We start from the raw sequence: 15330 nt of genomic DNA, 5'->3' as shown, positions 1-15330 counted from the left end.
GCGGTGCGGCGTTATTGCCGGTTGTTTCAGACGGCCTGCGGGTTATTTTTTCTTACCTTGCGATTGGGTGCTGGAAGGCTGGATAACCACGGTTACGCGCTTGCCGCTTTTGCCGCCGGAGGCCTTGCTGCCTTGCACGGTATAAACTTCGGTGCGGGTGTTGTAGGTGATGACGGCGCCTTCGGCCAGGTCGCCGCCGCGTTCTACTTTGGCGTTGCCGATCAACTTCACGATGTTGGTGGCCGACGAGTAATCGATGTTGTTGGCTTGGCCTTTCACAATGCCTTTGCCGCCGTCGAGCGTTTGGCTGAAGCGCACGGGGCTGCCGCTGGCGTTCATCTGCTGCTCGCCTTTGCTGTTGCGCGACACGCGCACGCTGCCGGCGCTGATGTTGAGTGTGCCTTGTTTGATAATCACGTTGCCGCTGAACGTGGTTACTTGGTTGGCCTGGTCGAGCGAGCCTTGGTCGGCTTCGATTTGAATCGGCTGCTGCCGGTCGCTTTCGAGCGCGAGGGCGGGGGCGGCGGAAACGGCGGTTAAGGCGGCCAGTAGGGCGGCTTTATAGATTTTTCGGGTCATAAATAATGGCTTTCACGCGGGAGGGCAGGTTTAAAAAACCTTTTTTGTGGTCGTACACCAAACCGTTTGCCGTGCCGTGGGAATCGCCGTATTGATATTCGACGGCATCTTGGGTTTCGGCGGTTTCGGTTTGCGTATCTATGGTTAGGCTGTTGGTTTTCAAGATGCCGGCGGGGCGTTGTGCGTCGGCGTTTTTGGTTAATACCACGTTGTTTTGAAACTGTACTTTACGGTTGTCGGTGTTGTAGTGCGCTTCGTTGCTGTTCACCGTGTAGAGCAGTTTGCCGCCGTTATACATGGCAAGCTCGGGTTTTTCAAAGGTTACGTCGTCGCTTTTGGGCAGTTGCCAGGCAGTTTCGGCGCCGAGGCTTTCTTTCAGACGGCCTTGTTCGTCGAAACGCTTGCCGCTGATGCCTGTCATCGAATATTGCGGTTCGTTGGGGTTGAGGGCGGTTTCTTCCACGTCAACCTGGCTGATGCGCCCGAGCCAGGCGGAAAGGCCGCCCAGGCAAACCGCCAGCACCAGCGGAAACAGCCAGCCGTAGCGCCATCTGGTCATTTTACATACTCCTGTAAAGCGGCTTCGAGCGTGCCCTGAGCCTGCATAATCAGGTCGCACAATTCGCGCACCGCGCCGTTGCCCGCGCTTTTCTGCGTAACGTAGGCGGCGTGTTGCAGGGTAAACCAGTGCGCTTCGGGCACGGCAACGGGCAGGCCGCAGCGCACCATCACCGGCAGGTCGACCACGTCGTCGCCGATAAAGGCGCATTCGTGTTCTTCCACGCCCGCTTCGGCGCGCAACTGCGCATAGGCGGCGCGTTTGTCGTGTATGCCTTTATAGTAGTGGCCGATGCCGAGCTGCCTGACGCGCACGCCCACCGACGGGGCGTCGCGGCCGGTGATGATGGCCGTTTGCACGCCGGTGGCTTGCAGCATTTTCAGGCCGTGGCCGTCGAGCGTGTGGAACGATTTGATTTCTTCGCCGTTGTCGCGGATGAAGATGCGGCCGTCGGTGAGCACGCCGTCCACGTCCATAATCAGCAGTTTAACGGCGGCGGCGCGCGCCTGAAGTTCGGGGGTTAGGGTTTGCATTCGGGTTGTGTTCTTTAAAAATAAACGGTTTTCAGACGGCTTGGGCGAATATCAACGGTTTATTGTAGCACCGTAAAGTTTAAACGCCGTCTGAAAATGTAAATGGGCTGGGTACGCGGTTCAGCCTTTGGCTTTGCGGCGCGGTCTGTCTTCGCCCTCCTGCGGTTGGGCGGCGGGCTGCGGCGTGCAGTCTATCGGCGAAATATCCACCGGCGGCAGGGCTTTGCCGTGTTTGTCGCGCACGATAAACCTTGCGGCCTGCAAACCGGACAGCATGCCGCCTTCGGGGCGGCACACGATGGCGCTTACCTGCTTTTTCATGGCGTTGACTGCAAACGGCAGCATGGTGGCGATGTCGTTGAAATCGCGGTCGGTTAGGGTGTAGGCCGCGGTCATCACGCCGTTTTTAACGCTGCTTTCATCGAGCCGCACGTTTTTTCTGACCATGCGGCCCTGTTGCGTGCTTTTTTCGCGGGCTTCTTTTCTGCCGCACATTTCGGGCGTGTTTGCCCAGCGCGCCACCAGCCTGCCGGCGGCATCCTGCACCCAATAGCTGTTGCTGATGATTTGCAGCGGCGGCCGGCTGCCGCACACGTCCAGATAATATGCCAGCCGCGAGTTTTGCCGCACCGTATCCACCGCATTCTGCACTTCGGCGCCCGGTTCGGCCGCCGCTGTTTCATATAAAACGTGCGTGCCGCCGTTGTGGAACGACACGGCCTTAATGGTTAAAAACCTGTTGAGTTTGATCGGCAGATACGGCTGCACGGCGGCCGTTTGCGCTTGGTAGTGCGCCTGTGTTTGTTGGTTCAGGGGCTGTGCCTGCGCGGCGGCGGCCAGCATACAGCCGGTTAAAAGCCAGTGGGGTTTCATGCCATGCACTCCGGCGGGTTAAAAACGATGGGCTGAGACCTTTGCAAAACCCCATCTGCGGCGCATTTCTGCGTTGTGTGTTTATGCCCTTTAGGGTACTGCTCGCCCGCTTGCCTAACTTCATGTTATGTCTGCGCTCGCTGCGCTGCTACGCCTTGAACTGCATCCGTATCTGAGGGTTTTGCAAAGGTCTCAGGCTTGAATTCGGGCCGTCTGAAAACGGTGTGCCGCCGGTCAGACGATACGCGCTTTCAGCAGGTCGTGCATATTCAGCGCGCCTACAACCAAACCGCCTTCTTCCACCACCAAGAGGCCGTTGATGTGGTTTTGCTGCATCTGTTTCAGGGCTTCGGTGGCGAGTTTGTCGGCGGTGATGGTTTTGGGGTTGGCGTGCATGATTTCGTCAACCGTCAGCCCGGCGAAGTTGTCGCGCTGTTGGAACAGCCGGCGCAGGTCGCCGTCGGTAAACACGCCTTTCAGACGGCCTGTGCCGTCGGTAACGGCCAGCATGCCCAAGCCTTTTTCGCTCATGATAACGATGGCGTCTTTCAGCAAAGTGCCGCTCGCCACGGCGGGCAGCCCTTCGCCGCCGTGCATGATGTCGGCCACGCGCAGCAGCAGGCGTTTGCCGAGGCTGCCGGCGGGGTGGCTGAGGGCGAAATCGTCGGGCGTGAACTCGCGCGCTTTGAGCAGCACCACCGCCAGCGCGTCGCCCAGCGCCATCACGGCGGTGGTGCTGGAAGTGGGCGCCAGCCCCAGCGGACAGGCTTCGTGCGACACGGCGGCGGTGATGTGGATGTCGGCATGGCGTGCCATGGTGGACTGCGGGCGCGCGGTAATCGAAATCAGGGTAATGTGTTTGCGCTTGAGCGCGGGGATAATGGCGGCGATTTCGTCGCTCTCGCCCGAGTTGGAAATGGCGATAACCGCGTCGCCGTCGACTATCATGCCCAAGTCGCCGTGGGCGGCTTCGGCGGGGTGGACGAAAAACGCGGGCGTGCCGGTGGAAGCCATGGTGGCGGCAATCTTGCGGCCGATATGCCCCGATTTGCCCATGCCCATAATCACCACGCGCCCCCGGCATTGCAGCAGGGCGGCGGCGGCGCGGGTAAAGCCGCCGTCGAGTTCGGCGGCGATTTCGTGCAGGCTCTCGGCTTCGATGCGCAAAACCTCGCGCGCCCAGTTCAGATATTGTTCGGAATTTTCCATGCTTGTTTTCCCGCAGGGCTACCCAAATATGGAGAATCGGGTTAGCATCATTACTTTCTCAATAAATAACAAGGATTTCAGAGATGACTATTTTATCGGACGTTAAAGCATTAGGCCAACAAATCTGGCTCGACAATTTATCGCGCTCGCTGGTGCAGAGCGGAGAGCTGGCCGAAATGATGCGGCAGGGCGTGTGCGGCGTTACTTCCAACCCCGCCATTTTCCAGAAAGCGTTTGCAGGCGATGCTTTGTATGCCGGCGAAATCGCTGCGCTGAAACAGCAAAACCGCAACCCGAAAGCCATCTACGAAACGCTGGCTATTGCCGATGTGCAGGCCGCCTGCGATGTGTTTCTTCCCGAATATGAAAAAAGCGGCGGTAAAATCGGCTTTGTGAGTTTGGAAGTTGCCCCCGATTTGTCGCACGACACCGCCGGCACCGTGGCCGAAGCCAAACGCCTGCACGCCGCCATCAACCGCCCCAACGTGATGATTAAAGTGCCCACCACCGATGAGGGCGTGGCCGCATTGGGGCAATTGGTTTCAGACGGCCTCAGCATCAACCTCACGCTGTTGTTTTCGCGCCAACAAACCCTCAAAGCCTATGCCACTTATGTGAAAGGCATTGAAAAACGCTTGGCGGCCGGCCTGCCCGTAAACCATATCCGCGTGGTGGCCAGCTTCTTCATTTCGCGCGTGGACGGCGCGCTCGACACCACGCTGCCGCAACACCTGCAAGGCAAAGTGGCCATTGCGCTGGCCAAAGCCGCTTATCAGGATTGGCAGCAGTTTTTCGGCGGCGAAGCATTTGCCGCCGCCAAAGCCGCCGACGCCAACCCCGTACAGCTCTTGTGGGCTTCCACCGGCGTGAAAAACCCCGCTTATCCCGACACGCTTTATGTTGACAGCCTGATCGGCCCCGACACCGTCAACACCGTGCCCGATGCCACGCTGAAAGCCTTTATCGACCACGGCAGCGCCGCAACCACGCTCACCGAAGGCCAGGCCGGAGCGCTTGCCGTTTTGGCCGAAACCGAAAAGCTCGGCATCGACCTCGAAGCCCTCGCTCTGCGCTTGCAGGAAGACGGCCTGAAACAGTTTGAAGACGCATTTGCCAAACTGCTCGAGCCTTTGGCTTAACGGAAGTGTTCCAAGTATGATGCGGATATTCCGTTCGGCAGAAAGCACAGGTTTTGCCGAGATAATATAGGCCGGTTTGCACCGAGGCCGTCTGAAAAACTTTTTTTCAGACGGCCTCAATCTGTCAAACCGCAAGAAGGGCAATGCTGCACCCGAATAAGTTTTCCCGCCGCATATTCCGCAAGCCGCCGAATCGGCTTACAATACCGCCCGTTTGACACACACCGCACAGAACAACCCCTATGAAAATCTGGTTCGGTCGGCGCATCAGCCCCGACTTTCCCCACGGCAGCGCCGTTACCATCGGCAACTTCGACGGCGTCCACCTCGGCCACCGCCACATTCTGCAACGGCTCAAGCAAGAAGCCCGCAGCCGCGGCCTGCCTGTGGTGGTAGTGGTTTTCGAGCCGCAGCCGCAAGAATTTTTCGCCCGCAAAAGCGGCCGCGAGCTGCCTTACCGCATTTCGCCCCTGCGCAGCAAACTGCAACTTTTGCGGGAAACCGGCTGTGTTGATGCGGTGTGGGTGCTGCGCTTCAACCAAGCCTTTGCCGATATGGGTGCGCAAACCTTTATCGACAGCCTCTTGCGCGAAACCCTCAACACCAAATATCTGCTGATCGGCGACGATTTCCGTTTCGGCGCCGGCCGCGAAGGCAGCTTCGAGCTGCTGCAAAACCAACCCGGCATGGTAACCGAGCGCACGCCCTCGGTGCTGGTGGAAAACATCCGCGCCAGCAGCACCGCCGTGCGCCAAGCCCTTTCAGACGGCCAATTGGAACACGCCTGCAAACTGCTCGGCCACGACTACACGCTCAGCGGCCACGTTAAACACGGCACCAAGCTCGGCCGCACCATAGGCTGCCCCACCGCCAACGTGCAGCTTCCGCAGCACCACTACCCCTTGAGCGGCGTGTTTGTGGTGGAGGCCGAAGGCAGCTTCGGCAAACGGCGGGGAGTGGCCAGTTTCGGCTTCAACCCCAGCGTATCGAAGTCGCGCCGCCAAAAGCTGGAAGTGCATCTTTTTGATTTTCAAGGAAACCTTTACGGCCAACGTTTGACCGTGCGCTTTCTGCACAAACTGCGCGACGAAAAAAAATTCGACAATATCGAAGATTTGAAACACCAGATTTGGGCGGATATGGATGCGGCGAAAAACTGGGTGAAGGCCTAAGAGCAGCGGCTCGCGCCGGTTTTCAAAAACGGCACGGCCCGCATCGCAGTTTCTTTGCACAACATTTGCGTCATACTCGGGCTTGGCCCGAGTATCTTTTTGTTGCAGGGAAAACGGGAGACATTTGGGTTGAATCCGGGTATGACGGAACAAATCCGGCCGTCTGAAAACCACGCATCCGTTTCAATACACTCTGTCCGCCAGCCAAACGCGCCCGCGCAAACCCCAATAGCTGCTGATGCCGGTGGTGCTGTGCACCGTTTTGCCGTTTTTCACCAACACCACCGTCGGTGTAACCGCCACCCGCCACTGCCGCGATATTTCCCCCTGCGGGTCGTTTGCCGTGTCGAACGACAAACCGTGCGCCCGCATATAGGCGGCCACTTCTTCTGCGCCGCCCGATTGCAGCGCCACACCCAACACGGGCACGCCCGCTTCGTGCAGGCGCTGTATGGCGGGGGAGGTGTGCTTGCAGATGCCGCACCAGCTTCCCCAAAAATACACAACAGCGGTACGCCCGTGGCTGAGCGCCGCCAAAGTGGTTTGCCCGCCGCTTAATGTGGCTAGGGGCAAGCCGGCAAACCGTGCCGGCTCGGCGGGTTTGCGCCACCAATCGGCGGCCAGCGACACCAGCAACAGCAATAAGGCCGTCTGAAACGCCTGCCTGAGCCAATACAAGGCCGGTTTACACACCGTTTTCCTCCCCGCTTTGCTTGTCGTCCTGCGCCAGCAGCGGCTGCACGCACGTCAGCACGCGGTCGAGAATCAGGTTGTTGTCGGTGTGCCCCTGCGCCCACCAGCGCAATTCGAGCGTGCCGGTGGTGTCGGAAAGCGCGGTAACGGCGATTTCGGGCTGGGAAACGATGTCGCCGCACTGTTGTTGCAGCGCGCGGATAATCTGCTGCTTCACTGCATCGGCGTTCAAATCGGCAGGCAGAGTCAGCACGGTGCTTTGGCGGTACAGGCCGCCGCGCGTGTTAACGGTAACGGGCGAGGTAAAGAGCTGCGAATTGGGGATAACGATGCGCCTGCCGTCGTAGGTGCGCAGCGTGGTGGCGCGGATTTCGATGTTTTCCACTTCGCCCTCAAACGTGCCCGAAATAATGCGGTCGCCGATTTTAAACGGCTCGTTGAGCAGCAGCAGAATGCCCGACAGCAGGTTTTGGAAAATATCTTTGAAGGCAAAGCCGACGGCCACCGAGCCGATGCCGAGCGTGCTGATAAGCTGCGCGGGCGTGAAATCGGGAATGGCGATCATCATTGCCACCAGAAAGCCGCCGAAAACAATCAGCGCGCTGCCGATGCGCTGCAACACCAAGAGCAGGTTCATGCGGTTGCTCAGGCGGCGCGACAAGAGCTTTACCGACAAAGTTTTAAACAGCCGGGCCGCCAGCCAAAACAAGATAAACGCCAGCAAGGCCACCACCAGATAAGGCACGCGCAGCCAAAAGGCTTCTATCATGCCCTGAACGCTGTTGGTCATGGCTTCGTAGTGGCTGAGGCTTTGGCGGATGCCGTGGTTGAGTTGGTTGAGTGTGTCCATAAAAAAATCGGGTGCGGTTGGTTGGAAGGCCGTCTGAAATATATCACATCCGGCCGTTTGCAACGGCGCGCCCGGGGGCGTGCCATTGACAGCGTTGCGGCGGTATTTTCGGTTAAAATCGGCACCTGCGGCATCAGGTAGCGTAGCGGATTTGCGAAGCTAAAATGCCCGCAAGATGTTTATCTTGCTGCGATTTTTGCCCAGCATCTGCGGATTTTCCTCAAGAAACCGCTTCACAAGCCTTCCGGCTGCACGCCCTAAAGCTGCTAAAATACGGCTTTCTATTTTTTCAGACGGCCTTTTCGGCAGCATTTCCTTCCGGGGCCGTCTGAAACGCAGCCATATATTCAGCAAGGATTCCCCATGAACCGCAACGAACAATTATTCAACCGTGCCAAAAACATCATTCCCGGCGGCGTGAATTCGCCCGTGCGCGCATTCGGCAGCGTCGGCGGCGTGCCGCGCTTTATCAAAAAAGCCCAAGGCGCTTATGTTTGGGACGAAAACGGCACGCGCTATATCGATTATGTCGGCTCGTGGGGGCCGGCCATCGTCGGCCATGCCCACCCCGAAGTGGTGGAAGCCGTGCGCGAAGCGGCGTTGGGCGGTTTGTCGTTCGGCGCGCCCACCGAAGGCGAAATCGTGATGGCCGAAGAAATCGCCAAACTCGTGCCCAGCGTCGAGCAGGTGCGTCTGGTCAGCTCCGGCACCGAGGCCACCATGAGCGCCATCCGTTTGGCACGCGGTTTCACCGGCCGCGACAAAATCATCAAATTCGAGGGCTGCTACCACGGCCATTCCGACAGCCTGCTGGTTAAAGCCGGCAGCGGCCTGCTCACCTTCGGCAATCCCAGCTCCGCCGGCGTGCCCGCCGATTTTACCCAACACACGCTGGTGTTGGAATACAACAATACCGCACAGCTCGAAGAAACTTTCGCCCGAATCGGCGGCGAAATCGCCTGCGTGATTTTGGAGCCGTTCGCCGGCAACATGAATCTGGTCAGGCCGTCTGAAAGCTTTATCAAGGCTTTGCGCACGCTCACCGAACAACACGGCGCGGTGCTGATTTACGACGAAGTGATGACGGGTTTCCGCGTCGCGCTCGGCGGCGCGCAGTCGCTGCACGGCATCAAACCCGATTTGACAACGATGGGCAAAGTTATCGGCGGCGGCATGCCGCTGGCCGCATTCGGCGGCCGCAAAGACATTATGGCCTGTATTTCTCCGCTCGGCGGCGTGTATCAGGCCGGCACGTTGTCGGGCAACCCCGTGGCCGTGGCCGCCGGCCTCAAAACGCTCGAAATCATCCAACGGCCGGGCTTTTACGAAAACCTTGCCGCGCTCAACGAACGTTTGACCGACGGTTTTCAGACGGCCGCCAAAGCTGCGGGCATCACGTTCAGTGCAGATTATGTGGGTGGCATGTTCGGCCTGTATTTTTCAGACACCCTGCCGCAGAGTTATGCCGATATGGCCGCTTCCAATACCGACGGCTTCAAAAAATTCTTCCACGGCATGCTCGACAACGGCGTGGCATTCGGCCCCTCCGCCTACGAAGCCTGCTTCATGTCGGCCGCGCACACACCGGAATTGGTGGAAGAAACCGTGGCGGCGGCACGGAAAGTGTTTGCGCAAATGGCGGCGGAAGTTTGACCGGATAATATAGTCCATCAACTTAAGAAAAAGTACGTACGTCATACTCGGGTCAAGCCCGAGTATGACGGCACAAAACTTAGGTGCTGAAATAAATCAGCCCCTAAGTTTTGTAATGCTTTTTTGAATGTTTCAGACGGCCTCAACCGTTTGCACCCACGTTATACGCAAAAACTTTCGATTTGCGCCCGCTTTCGTGGTATTCGCTCAGGCGTTCGGGCGGGAGGGCTTCGGATGGTGCCGTTTGAAAGCCGCGTTCGAGAAACCATTCGCCGGTGTGGGTGGAAAGGGCGTAGAGGGTGCGGATGTTGCGGCTGCGGGCTTGTTCGAGCAGGTGTTCGAGCAACAGTTCGCCGTAGCCGCTGTCTTGCGCTTCGGGAGAGACCACCAAGCAGGCCAGTTCGCCGATGTCGGGGTCGGTAAAGGTTTTGAGGGCGACGCAGCCGTAAATGCGGCGGTCGTGTTCCAACACGGAAAACTCACCGATGTGGTTTTCAAGGTATTCGCGGCTGCGGCGCAGCAGGATGCCCTGTTCTTCGAGCGGGCGGATAAGGGCGGTGATGTCGGGAATGTCGCCGGTTTGGGCCTGCCGGATGTTCATAAAGGCGTTGCGCGCCACGGAAGTGCCGACGCCGTGGCGGGTAAACAGTTCGGCAATCAGGCTGCCGTTTTGGCGGCCGCTGAGAATCTGGGTGCGCTGCACGCCGTTTTCCACGGCGTTTACGGCCGATTGCAGCAGCCTTTGCTGGTTGCTCTGCACCCGTCCGCCGGTGAGCAGGGCGCGGGCCTCTTGGCCGGAAAGGTTGGGCAGAACCTGCCCTTGTTCGTTTAAAATTCCTTCTTGTTCAACCAGATAAATCAGTTTTTCGGCCTGAAGGGCAACGGCGGCGGCTTCGGCGATGTCGCCCATGCTGAGATTGAAGGTTTTGCCGCTGAGCGAATGGCCGAGCGGGCTGATTAACACTAAGGCGCCGTCGTTGAGGCGCTGGCGCACGGCTTCGGTGTCGATTTTGCGCACGATGCCGGTGTAGCCCATGTCGATGCCGTCGATAATGCCGAGCGGGCGGGCGGAAACGAGATTACCGCCGGCAATGCTCAGGGGCTTGCCGCGCAGCGGGGTTTGGGACAGGCCGAACGAAAGGGCGGCTTCGATGTCGCTGCGCACCATGCCGCAGGCTTGTTTGGCGTGGGTGAGTGTGGTTTCGTCGGTGATGCGGCGGCCGTTGTGGTATTGCGGGGTAAGGCCGTGCGCTTCTGCCAGGGTGTTGATTTGTGTGCGCGAACCGTGCACCACAACCAGGCGCACGCCGAGGCTGGCGAGCAGGTTTAAATCGGCGGCGAGCGTTTGGAGGGTGGGGCCGGAGAGCAGGCTGCCCGCGATGCCGATTACCAGCGTTTTGCCGCGCAGGTAGTGGATATAGGGGGCGGCTTCCCGGAAGTCGCGGATAAAATCAACAGGGGCGGTCATCTCAAAGCATTAATATCAAATAAAAAAGCTGCATGATCAGCACGGTGAGCGCGGTGAGTGCGGCCAAAGTCCAGTTGAAGCCGTCTTTTGCGGGTTCGGCGGTGTTGGCTGCGGCGGCCTGCGCTTTGGCGGCGGGCTTGTTTTTGGCTTCGGCGGGAATCATGCTGTCGAGCAGGTCGGCGATTTCGTTTTTCGACAAGGCCTTGTGGTTGCGCACGGCGGGGCCGATGGAGCGCACCAGTTTGGTATCGGTGGCGGCGCCGGGCAGCTGCTCGGGCGAGGCTTTGTGCGGGGTGTTGCTGATGTGGTGCTTGGCTTGGAACAGGCCTTCGCATTTGGTGCAGACCACAAAACCTTGCGCCAGGTTCAGTTGGGTATCTTTAACGGCAAGCCGTGCTTTGCAGTGGGGGCAGACGCAGATGGGCATAATAGTGATTTAAGACGTTTATTATAGAAGACGGTATTTTAAGGTTTTTCAGACGGCATGGGAAGTTTGCGCGGGAGTTCGGCGGTTTTTTGGGTTAAACGGAAACAGGCCGTCTGAAACAAATCTTTTCAGACGGCCTGTATGCTTCGTTGATACAATAGCCGTTTTATTTTTATGCAACCGTGTGTTTGCGGTTTAAGTGCTTGATATGCAGCAAACTTCTTCTAAAAATTGGCTGGCTGCGGCGGCTGCCTACACAGACCGCCGCGCCATTACGCTGTTTTTTCTCGGCTTTTCGGCAGGTGTGCCGATTTTGCTGATTTTCTCGAGCCTGTCGCTGTGGCTGCGCGAAGCTGGGGTGGACCGCAGCACGGTTACCATGTTCAGTTGGGCGGCGCTGGCTTATTCGTTCAAATTCGTGTGGGCGCCGCTGATCGATTCTTTGCCGCTGCCGCTGCTGACCCGCCTGCTGGGCAAACGACGCGGCTGGCTGTTGTTGTCGCAACTGCTGGTGATTGCGGCGGTGTGCAGTATGGCCATGGTCAACCCCGTCAGCGGCACGGCGTTAACTTATATGGCCGCAGGTGCGGTGTTGCTGGGTTTTTCGTCGGCCACGCAAGACGTGGTGATCGATGCCTACCGCATCGAATCGGCGGCAGACAATGTGGCGATGCAGTCGGTAACGGCCGCCACTTATAACGCCGGCTACCGCGTGGGGATGATTGTGGCGGGCGCGGGTGCGCTGTTTTTGGCGGCGAAACTCGGTTCGCACGAAAACGCTTATGTGTATGCGGCCTGGCAGCAAACCTATTTCATTATGGCCGCCGTGATGGGCGTGGGGGTGGCGACGACGCTGCTGATGCGCGAGCCTGCCGCGTCCGAACACCACACCGCTTCGCGTTCCACGGCCGACAACCTGCGCCTGCTGCTGCTGTTTTTGGTGTCGGTGGCGGCGTTTGTGGCGGCGTTTTCGCAACTGGGCAAGGTGTTGCCGCAGGGCGGCGGCCCGCTGGCTGCGTTCGGTTGGGAAGCCGTGCGCCTGTTGTTTTCCGCAGCAGCCGCCTCAGCGGTGGGCGCGCTGACCGTGAAAAGCGGTTTGGTGCCCAAACAACTGGCGGTGGACACTTGGATACACCCCGTTACCGATTTTTTCGAGCGTTACGGCAAATCGGCGCTGCTGCTGTTGGCCTTAATCGGCGTTTACCGTATTTCCGACATTGTGGCGGGCGTGATTTCCAATGTGTTTTATCAGGACATGGGCTTCAGCAAAGAAGAAATCGCCGCAGCGGTGAAAACTTTCGGCGTGGTGATGGCGGTGGCCGGCGGTTTTCTCGGCGGGTTGCTGTCGCAGAAATTCGCCCTGATGAAAATGATGATGACCGGTGCGGTGCTGGCGGCGTTAACCAACCTGCTGTTTGTGGCGCTGGCCTACCGCGGGCACGATGTGGCGTTTATGTATTTGGCGGTGGGGTTCGACAATCTCGCCGCGGGTTTGGCGGGCGCGGTGTTTATCGCCTTTTTGTCGGCTTTAACCAATATCCGCTTCACCGCCGTGCAATATGCGATTTTCAGCTCGCTGATGACGCTGCTGCCTAAAACTTTGGGCGGCTATTCGGGGGCGATGGTCGATAAAATCGGTTATCCGGGTTTCTTTACGCTGACCGCGCTCTTGGGCTTGCCGGTGTTGCTGCTGGTGTATCTGGCCGAGAAAAAGCTGTTCGGCAAAAACGGCGGAGCAGGGTAGGGCTGCTGTTTTGTGCGGACATAAACTTTTCCGCTTTATTGGTTTGTTAAAAATTGAGGCCGTCTGAAAACCTGTTTTTAAAACGGGTTTTCAGACGGCCTGTGGTTTTGCCGACGGAATGTTTTAACCAACCTGAAATCTTTGCAAGTCGGTTTAGGCCGTCTGAAACATCCGATTATCGTTATTCCTGCCTACGCGGGGGTAGCGCAGCGGGCTTGCGAAGCCAATAACGGAGCCTGAGCATTTCAGACGGCCTCAAGATGGTTTTGCAGAGGTTTCCTGAAATCGGCGGGCTGTTTCCCGGCAACCCCTGCCGTCAGCCGATTAAATTAACCGGTGTGGATTCGTCGGGCTTGGCCGGTGCCGAAGGTGCGGCGTTATACGCATAAGCTGCGGCGGGGGTGTTTTGCGCAGCGGAAGCGGCGGTTGCGGCACCGTCTGTTTTTTCCAGCGCGGCGGCCAGTTTGGCTTCGGAGATTTTCCCTTCGAGCACGTCGTTGCCGAAAGTGCCCGAGTCGAAAACGAAGCGGGTAACGGCGGCGCTTTTGCCGGTGTTCTGCCGTTCGATAATCAGTTTGTCGCTGCTGCCGTCGATGCTGATTTCCCAGTTGGTTTCGGTTGAAAACCACGGGTGGGCGGTGCGGGTAACGGTTAGGTCTTCGGGGGCGATGCCTTTGCCGAAGCGCACGGTGTTGCTGCCTTCGGTGTCGGAAACGGTGTCTTGGCCGCTGCCTTTGGCAAACATAAACGTGTCGTTGCCTGCGCCGCCGTAGAGCTTGTCGTTGCCGCTGCCGCCGTCGAGTATGTCGTTGCCTGAGCTGCCGTGCAGGGTGTCGTTGCCGCCGAGGCCGTTGAGCCGGTCGTTACCCGTCCAGCCGTCGATTAAATCGTTGCCGCTGCCGCCGTTGATGGTGTTGCCGTTGACGTCGCCGAACAGGATACGGCCGCCGTTGCCGGATGTGTCGTGCACATCGAATTTGATGGTGTGGGTCGCGTCGTCGGTGCGGCCGCTGCGGGCGGCGGTGCTGTCGTCAAACTTAAATTCGACGGCGGCTTCGGTGGCGCCGCGGTTGGGGATAAACACCAGGTTTTCGGCATCGGAATAATGGAACTGGCCTTTTTTCACCCATTCGATAACGTGGCCGTCTGAAGAAAGATAGGCCAAACGCCCGCCGGTTACTTTTTCGATATCGAAACGGTATTCGGCCAGCTCGTTGTCCGGCCCTACGCCGAAATCAGCCCTGCTCATGCGGTAGCCGCTTTGATTGCCGATGGCGATGGTTTTACTGTTACCGATGATGCCGATACGGTCGGCCAGCTGCCACGGGCTGAGGGTTTCGTTGGCGAACTCGAAGCGGGTGATGGCGAGGTTGGCTTCTTCGTCGGCGCTTTGGTTGCGGATGGTGAGTTTGTCGTTGCTGCCTTTGAGGGCGATCTGCCAAACGTTGGCGATGTTGCCGTCGGCCTGAACGGCGGCGGTGATGGTTAAATCTTCGGGGCGGATGCCTGCGCCGAAGCGCACGGTGTTGGTGCCTTCGGGGTCGGAAACGGTTTCTACGCCGGGCGTGCGGTAGTCGATGATGGTGTCGTGGCCGTAGCCGCGGGCGAAGAAATAGGTGTCGTCGCCGTAGCCGCCCATCAGCACATCGTTACCTGCGCCGCCGTCGAGATAGTCGCCGCCGTCGCCGAAGTCGGGGTAATAGAGTTCGCCCAAGCTGTTTTCAATCAGGCCGACGGTTTTGCCGCCGATTAACCGGTCGTTGCCTGCGCCGCCGTAGAGTTTGTCGCTGTCGTTGCCGCCGGTCAGCGTGTCGTTGCCGCCGTGGCCGAACATCGAGTCGTTGCCGTTGTTGCCGGAAAGATGGTTGTTACCGTGGTTGCCGTGCAGGGTGTTGTCGGCATGGTTGCCGCTGCCGTTGATGTTGCCGCTGCCGGTGAGCGTGAGGTTTTCCACATAGGCCCGCAGGGTGTAGTTCACGCTGCTGTGCACGGTGTCGGTGCCGTGGTTTTGCAGCTCGGTTACCGTATCGCTGATGTTGTCTACATAATACACGTCGTTTCCGTTGCCGCCGTGCATGGCGTCGGCACCGCTGCCGCCGTCGAGCGTGTCGTTGCCGCCGTGGCCGTAAAGGGTGTCGTTGCCGGCCAAACCGAGCAGTTGGTTACGGTTGTTGTTGCCCGTGAGCACGTTGTTTTGGGTGTTGCCGGTGGCGTTGATGGCGCCGTTGCCCACCAACGTGAGGTTTTCCACATAATCGGGCAGGGTGTAGTTCACGCGGCTGTATGCCGTGTCCGTTCCCTGGTTGGCTTTCTCGATGATGCGGTCTTGCGGGTGGTCGATGTGGAACACGTTGTCGGAACTGTCGCCGTAAAACACGCCCGGTGTGCCGGATTGTTGGCTGCTCATGATAGCTTCCTTATTTGAATGGAT

At 58.7% G+C, this 15330-nt stretch carries 14 protein-coding genes and 1 pseudogene; 5 read left to right on the top strand and 10 right to left on the bottom strand.

The features are described from left to right. Window positions 1-42: 42 nt before the first annotated feature. From lptA to NQ012_RS06315, 4 genes are all read right to left on the bottom strand, one after another. Window positions 43-579, bottom strand: coding sequence for a lipopolysaccharide transport periplasmic protein LptA (gene lptA / locus NQ012_RS06330; RefSeq protein ID WP_257066773.1), 537 nt, complete (start codon window positions 577-579; stop codon window positions 43-45). Beyond that, window positions 560-1138 (bottom strand): LPS export ABC transporter periplasmic protein LptC, encoded by a 579-nt coding sequence (gene lptC / locus NQ012_RS06325; RefSeq protein WP_257066771.1) that lies wholly within the window; start codon window positions 1136-1138, stop codon window positions 560-562. Before lptC ends, lptA begins: the two co-directional genes overlap by 20 nt. Then, window positions 1135-1671: a KdsC family phosphatase gene (locus NQ012_RS06320; protein ID WP_257066770.1), complete on the bottom strand. Its 537-nt coding sequence runs from the start codon at window positions 1669-1671 to the stop codon at window positions 1135-1137. Before NQ012_RS06320 ends, lptC begins: the two co-directional genes overlap by 4 nt. 120 nt (window positions 1672-1791) lie before the next feature. Beyond that, window positions 1792-2544, bottom strand: coding sequence for a hypothetical protein (locus tag NQ012_RS06315; protein ID WP_257066769.1), 753 nt, complete (start codon window positions 2542-2544; stop codon window positions 1792-1794). Window positions 2545-2599: 55 nt separating this feature from the next. On the opposite strand from NQ012_RS06315, the pseudogene NQ012_RS06310 reads away from it, so the two are divergent. After that, window positions 2600-2746 (top strand): annotated as a pseudogene (locus NQ012_RS06310) (lipoprotein signal peptidase). Between the two features lie 32 nt (window positions 2747-2778). Here NQ012_RS06310 and NQ012_RS06305 read toward each other — a convergent pair. Continuing rightward, on the bottom strand, window positions 2779-3753 hold the full coding sequence (locus tag NQ012_RS06305) for a KpsF/GutQ family sugar-phosphate isomerase (protein ID WP_257066768.1): 975 nt from the start codon (window positions 3751-3753) through the stop codon (window positions 2779-2781). Between the two features lie 83 nt (window positions 3754-3836). Between NQ012_RS06305 and tal the strand changes: the two genes are divergently transcribed. Next, on the top strand, window positions 3837-4892 hold the full coding sequence (gene tal / locus NQ012_RS06300; RefSeq protein ID WP_257066767.1) for a transaldolase: 1056 nt from the start codon (window positions 3837-3839) through the stop codon (window positions 4890-4892). Window positions 4893-5134: 242 nt separating this feature from the next. Continuing rightward, entirely contained in the window at window positions 5135-6064 is a 930-nt protein-coding gene (gene ribF, locus NQ012_RS06295; protein WP_257066765.1) for a bifunctional riboflavin kinase/FAD synthetase, read from the top strand. Between the two features lie 183 nt (window positions 6065-6247). On the opposite strand, the gene NQ012_RS06290 is transcribed toward ribF, so the two are convergent. Together NQ012_RS06290 and NQ012_RS06285 are read right to left on the bottom strand one after the other, a co-directional pair. Further along, a complete protein-coding gene (locus NQ012_RS06290) occupies window positions 6248-6757 on the bottom strand; it encodes a protein disulfide oxidoreductase (protein WP_373566643.1) in 510 nt (169 codons plus the stop codon). Further along, window positions 6750-7607, bottom strand: coding sequence for a mechanosensitive ion channel family protein (locus NQ012_RS06285; RefSeq protein ID WP_257066762.1), 858 nt, complete (start codon window positions 7605-7607; stop codon window positions 6750-6752). Before NQ012_RS06285 ends, NQ012_RS06290 begins: the two co-directional genes overlap by 8 nt. A gap of 363 nt (window positions 7608-7970) precedes the next feature. Here NQ012_RS06285 and hemL point away from each other — a divergent pair, with 363 nt between their 5' ends. Continuing rightward, the gene (gene hemL, locus NQ012_RS06280; RefSeq protein WP_257066761.1) at window positions 7971-9260 is read left to right on the top strand and encodes a glutamate-1-semialdehyde 2,1-aminomutase; all 1290 of its coding nucleotides are present in this window, start codon (window positions 7971-7973) and stop codon (window positions 9258-9260) included. A gap of 142 nt (window positions 9261-9402) precedes the next feature. On the opposite strand, the gene argA is transcribed toward hemL, so the two are convergent. Next, window positions 9403-10728, bottom strand: a complete 1326-nt coding sequence (gene argA / locus NQ012_RS06275) for an amino-acid N-acetyltransferase (protein ID WP_257066760.1) — start codon at window positions 10726-10728, stop codon at window positions 9403-9405. Between the two features lies 1 nt (window position 10729). Next, on the bottom strand, window positions 10730-11155 hold the full coding sequence (locus NQ012_RS06270) for an MJ0042-type zinc finger domain-containing protein (RefSeq protein ID WP_257066759.1): 426 nt from the start codon (window positions 11153-11155) through the stop codon (window positions 10730-10732). A gap of 208 nt (window positions 11156-11363) precedes the next feature. Here NQ012_RS06270 and NQ012_RS06265 point away from each other — a divergent pair, with 208 nt between their 5' ends. Beyond that, window positions 11364-12899 (top strand): AmpG family muropeptide MFS transporter, encoded by a 1536-nt coding sequence (locus NQ012_RS06265; RefSeq protein WP_257066758.1) that lies wholly within the window; start codon window positions 11364-11366, stop codon window positions 12897-12899. Window positions 12900-13215: 316 nt separating this feature from the next. Here NQ012_RS06265 and NQ012_RS06260 read toward each other — a convergent pair whose 3' ends face one another. Beyond that, complete coding sequence (locus NQ012_RS06260) at window positions 13216-15306, bottom strand: calcium-binding protein (protein ID WP_257066756.1); 2091 nt, start codon at window positions 15304-15306, stop codon at window positions 13216-13218. Window positions 15307-15330: the final 24 nt, after the last annotated feature.

The organism is Neisseria dentiae (assembly GCF_024580525.1).
Taxonomy (GTDB): domain Bacteria; phylum Pseudomonadota; class Gammaproteobacteria; order Burkholderiales; family Neisseriaceae; genus Neisseria; species Neisseria dentiae_A.
The sequence above is the reverse complement of the archived record's forward strand: the minus strand, read 5'-3'. Positions and strand labels throughout refer to the sequence as shown.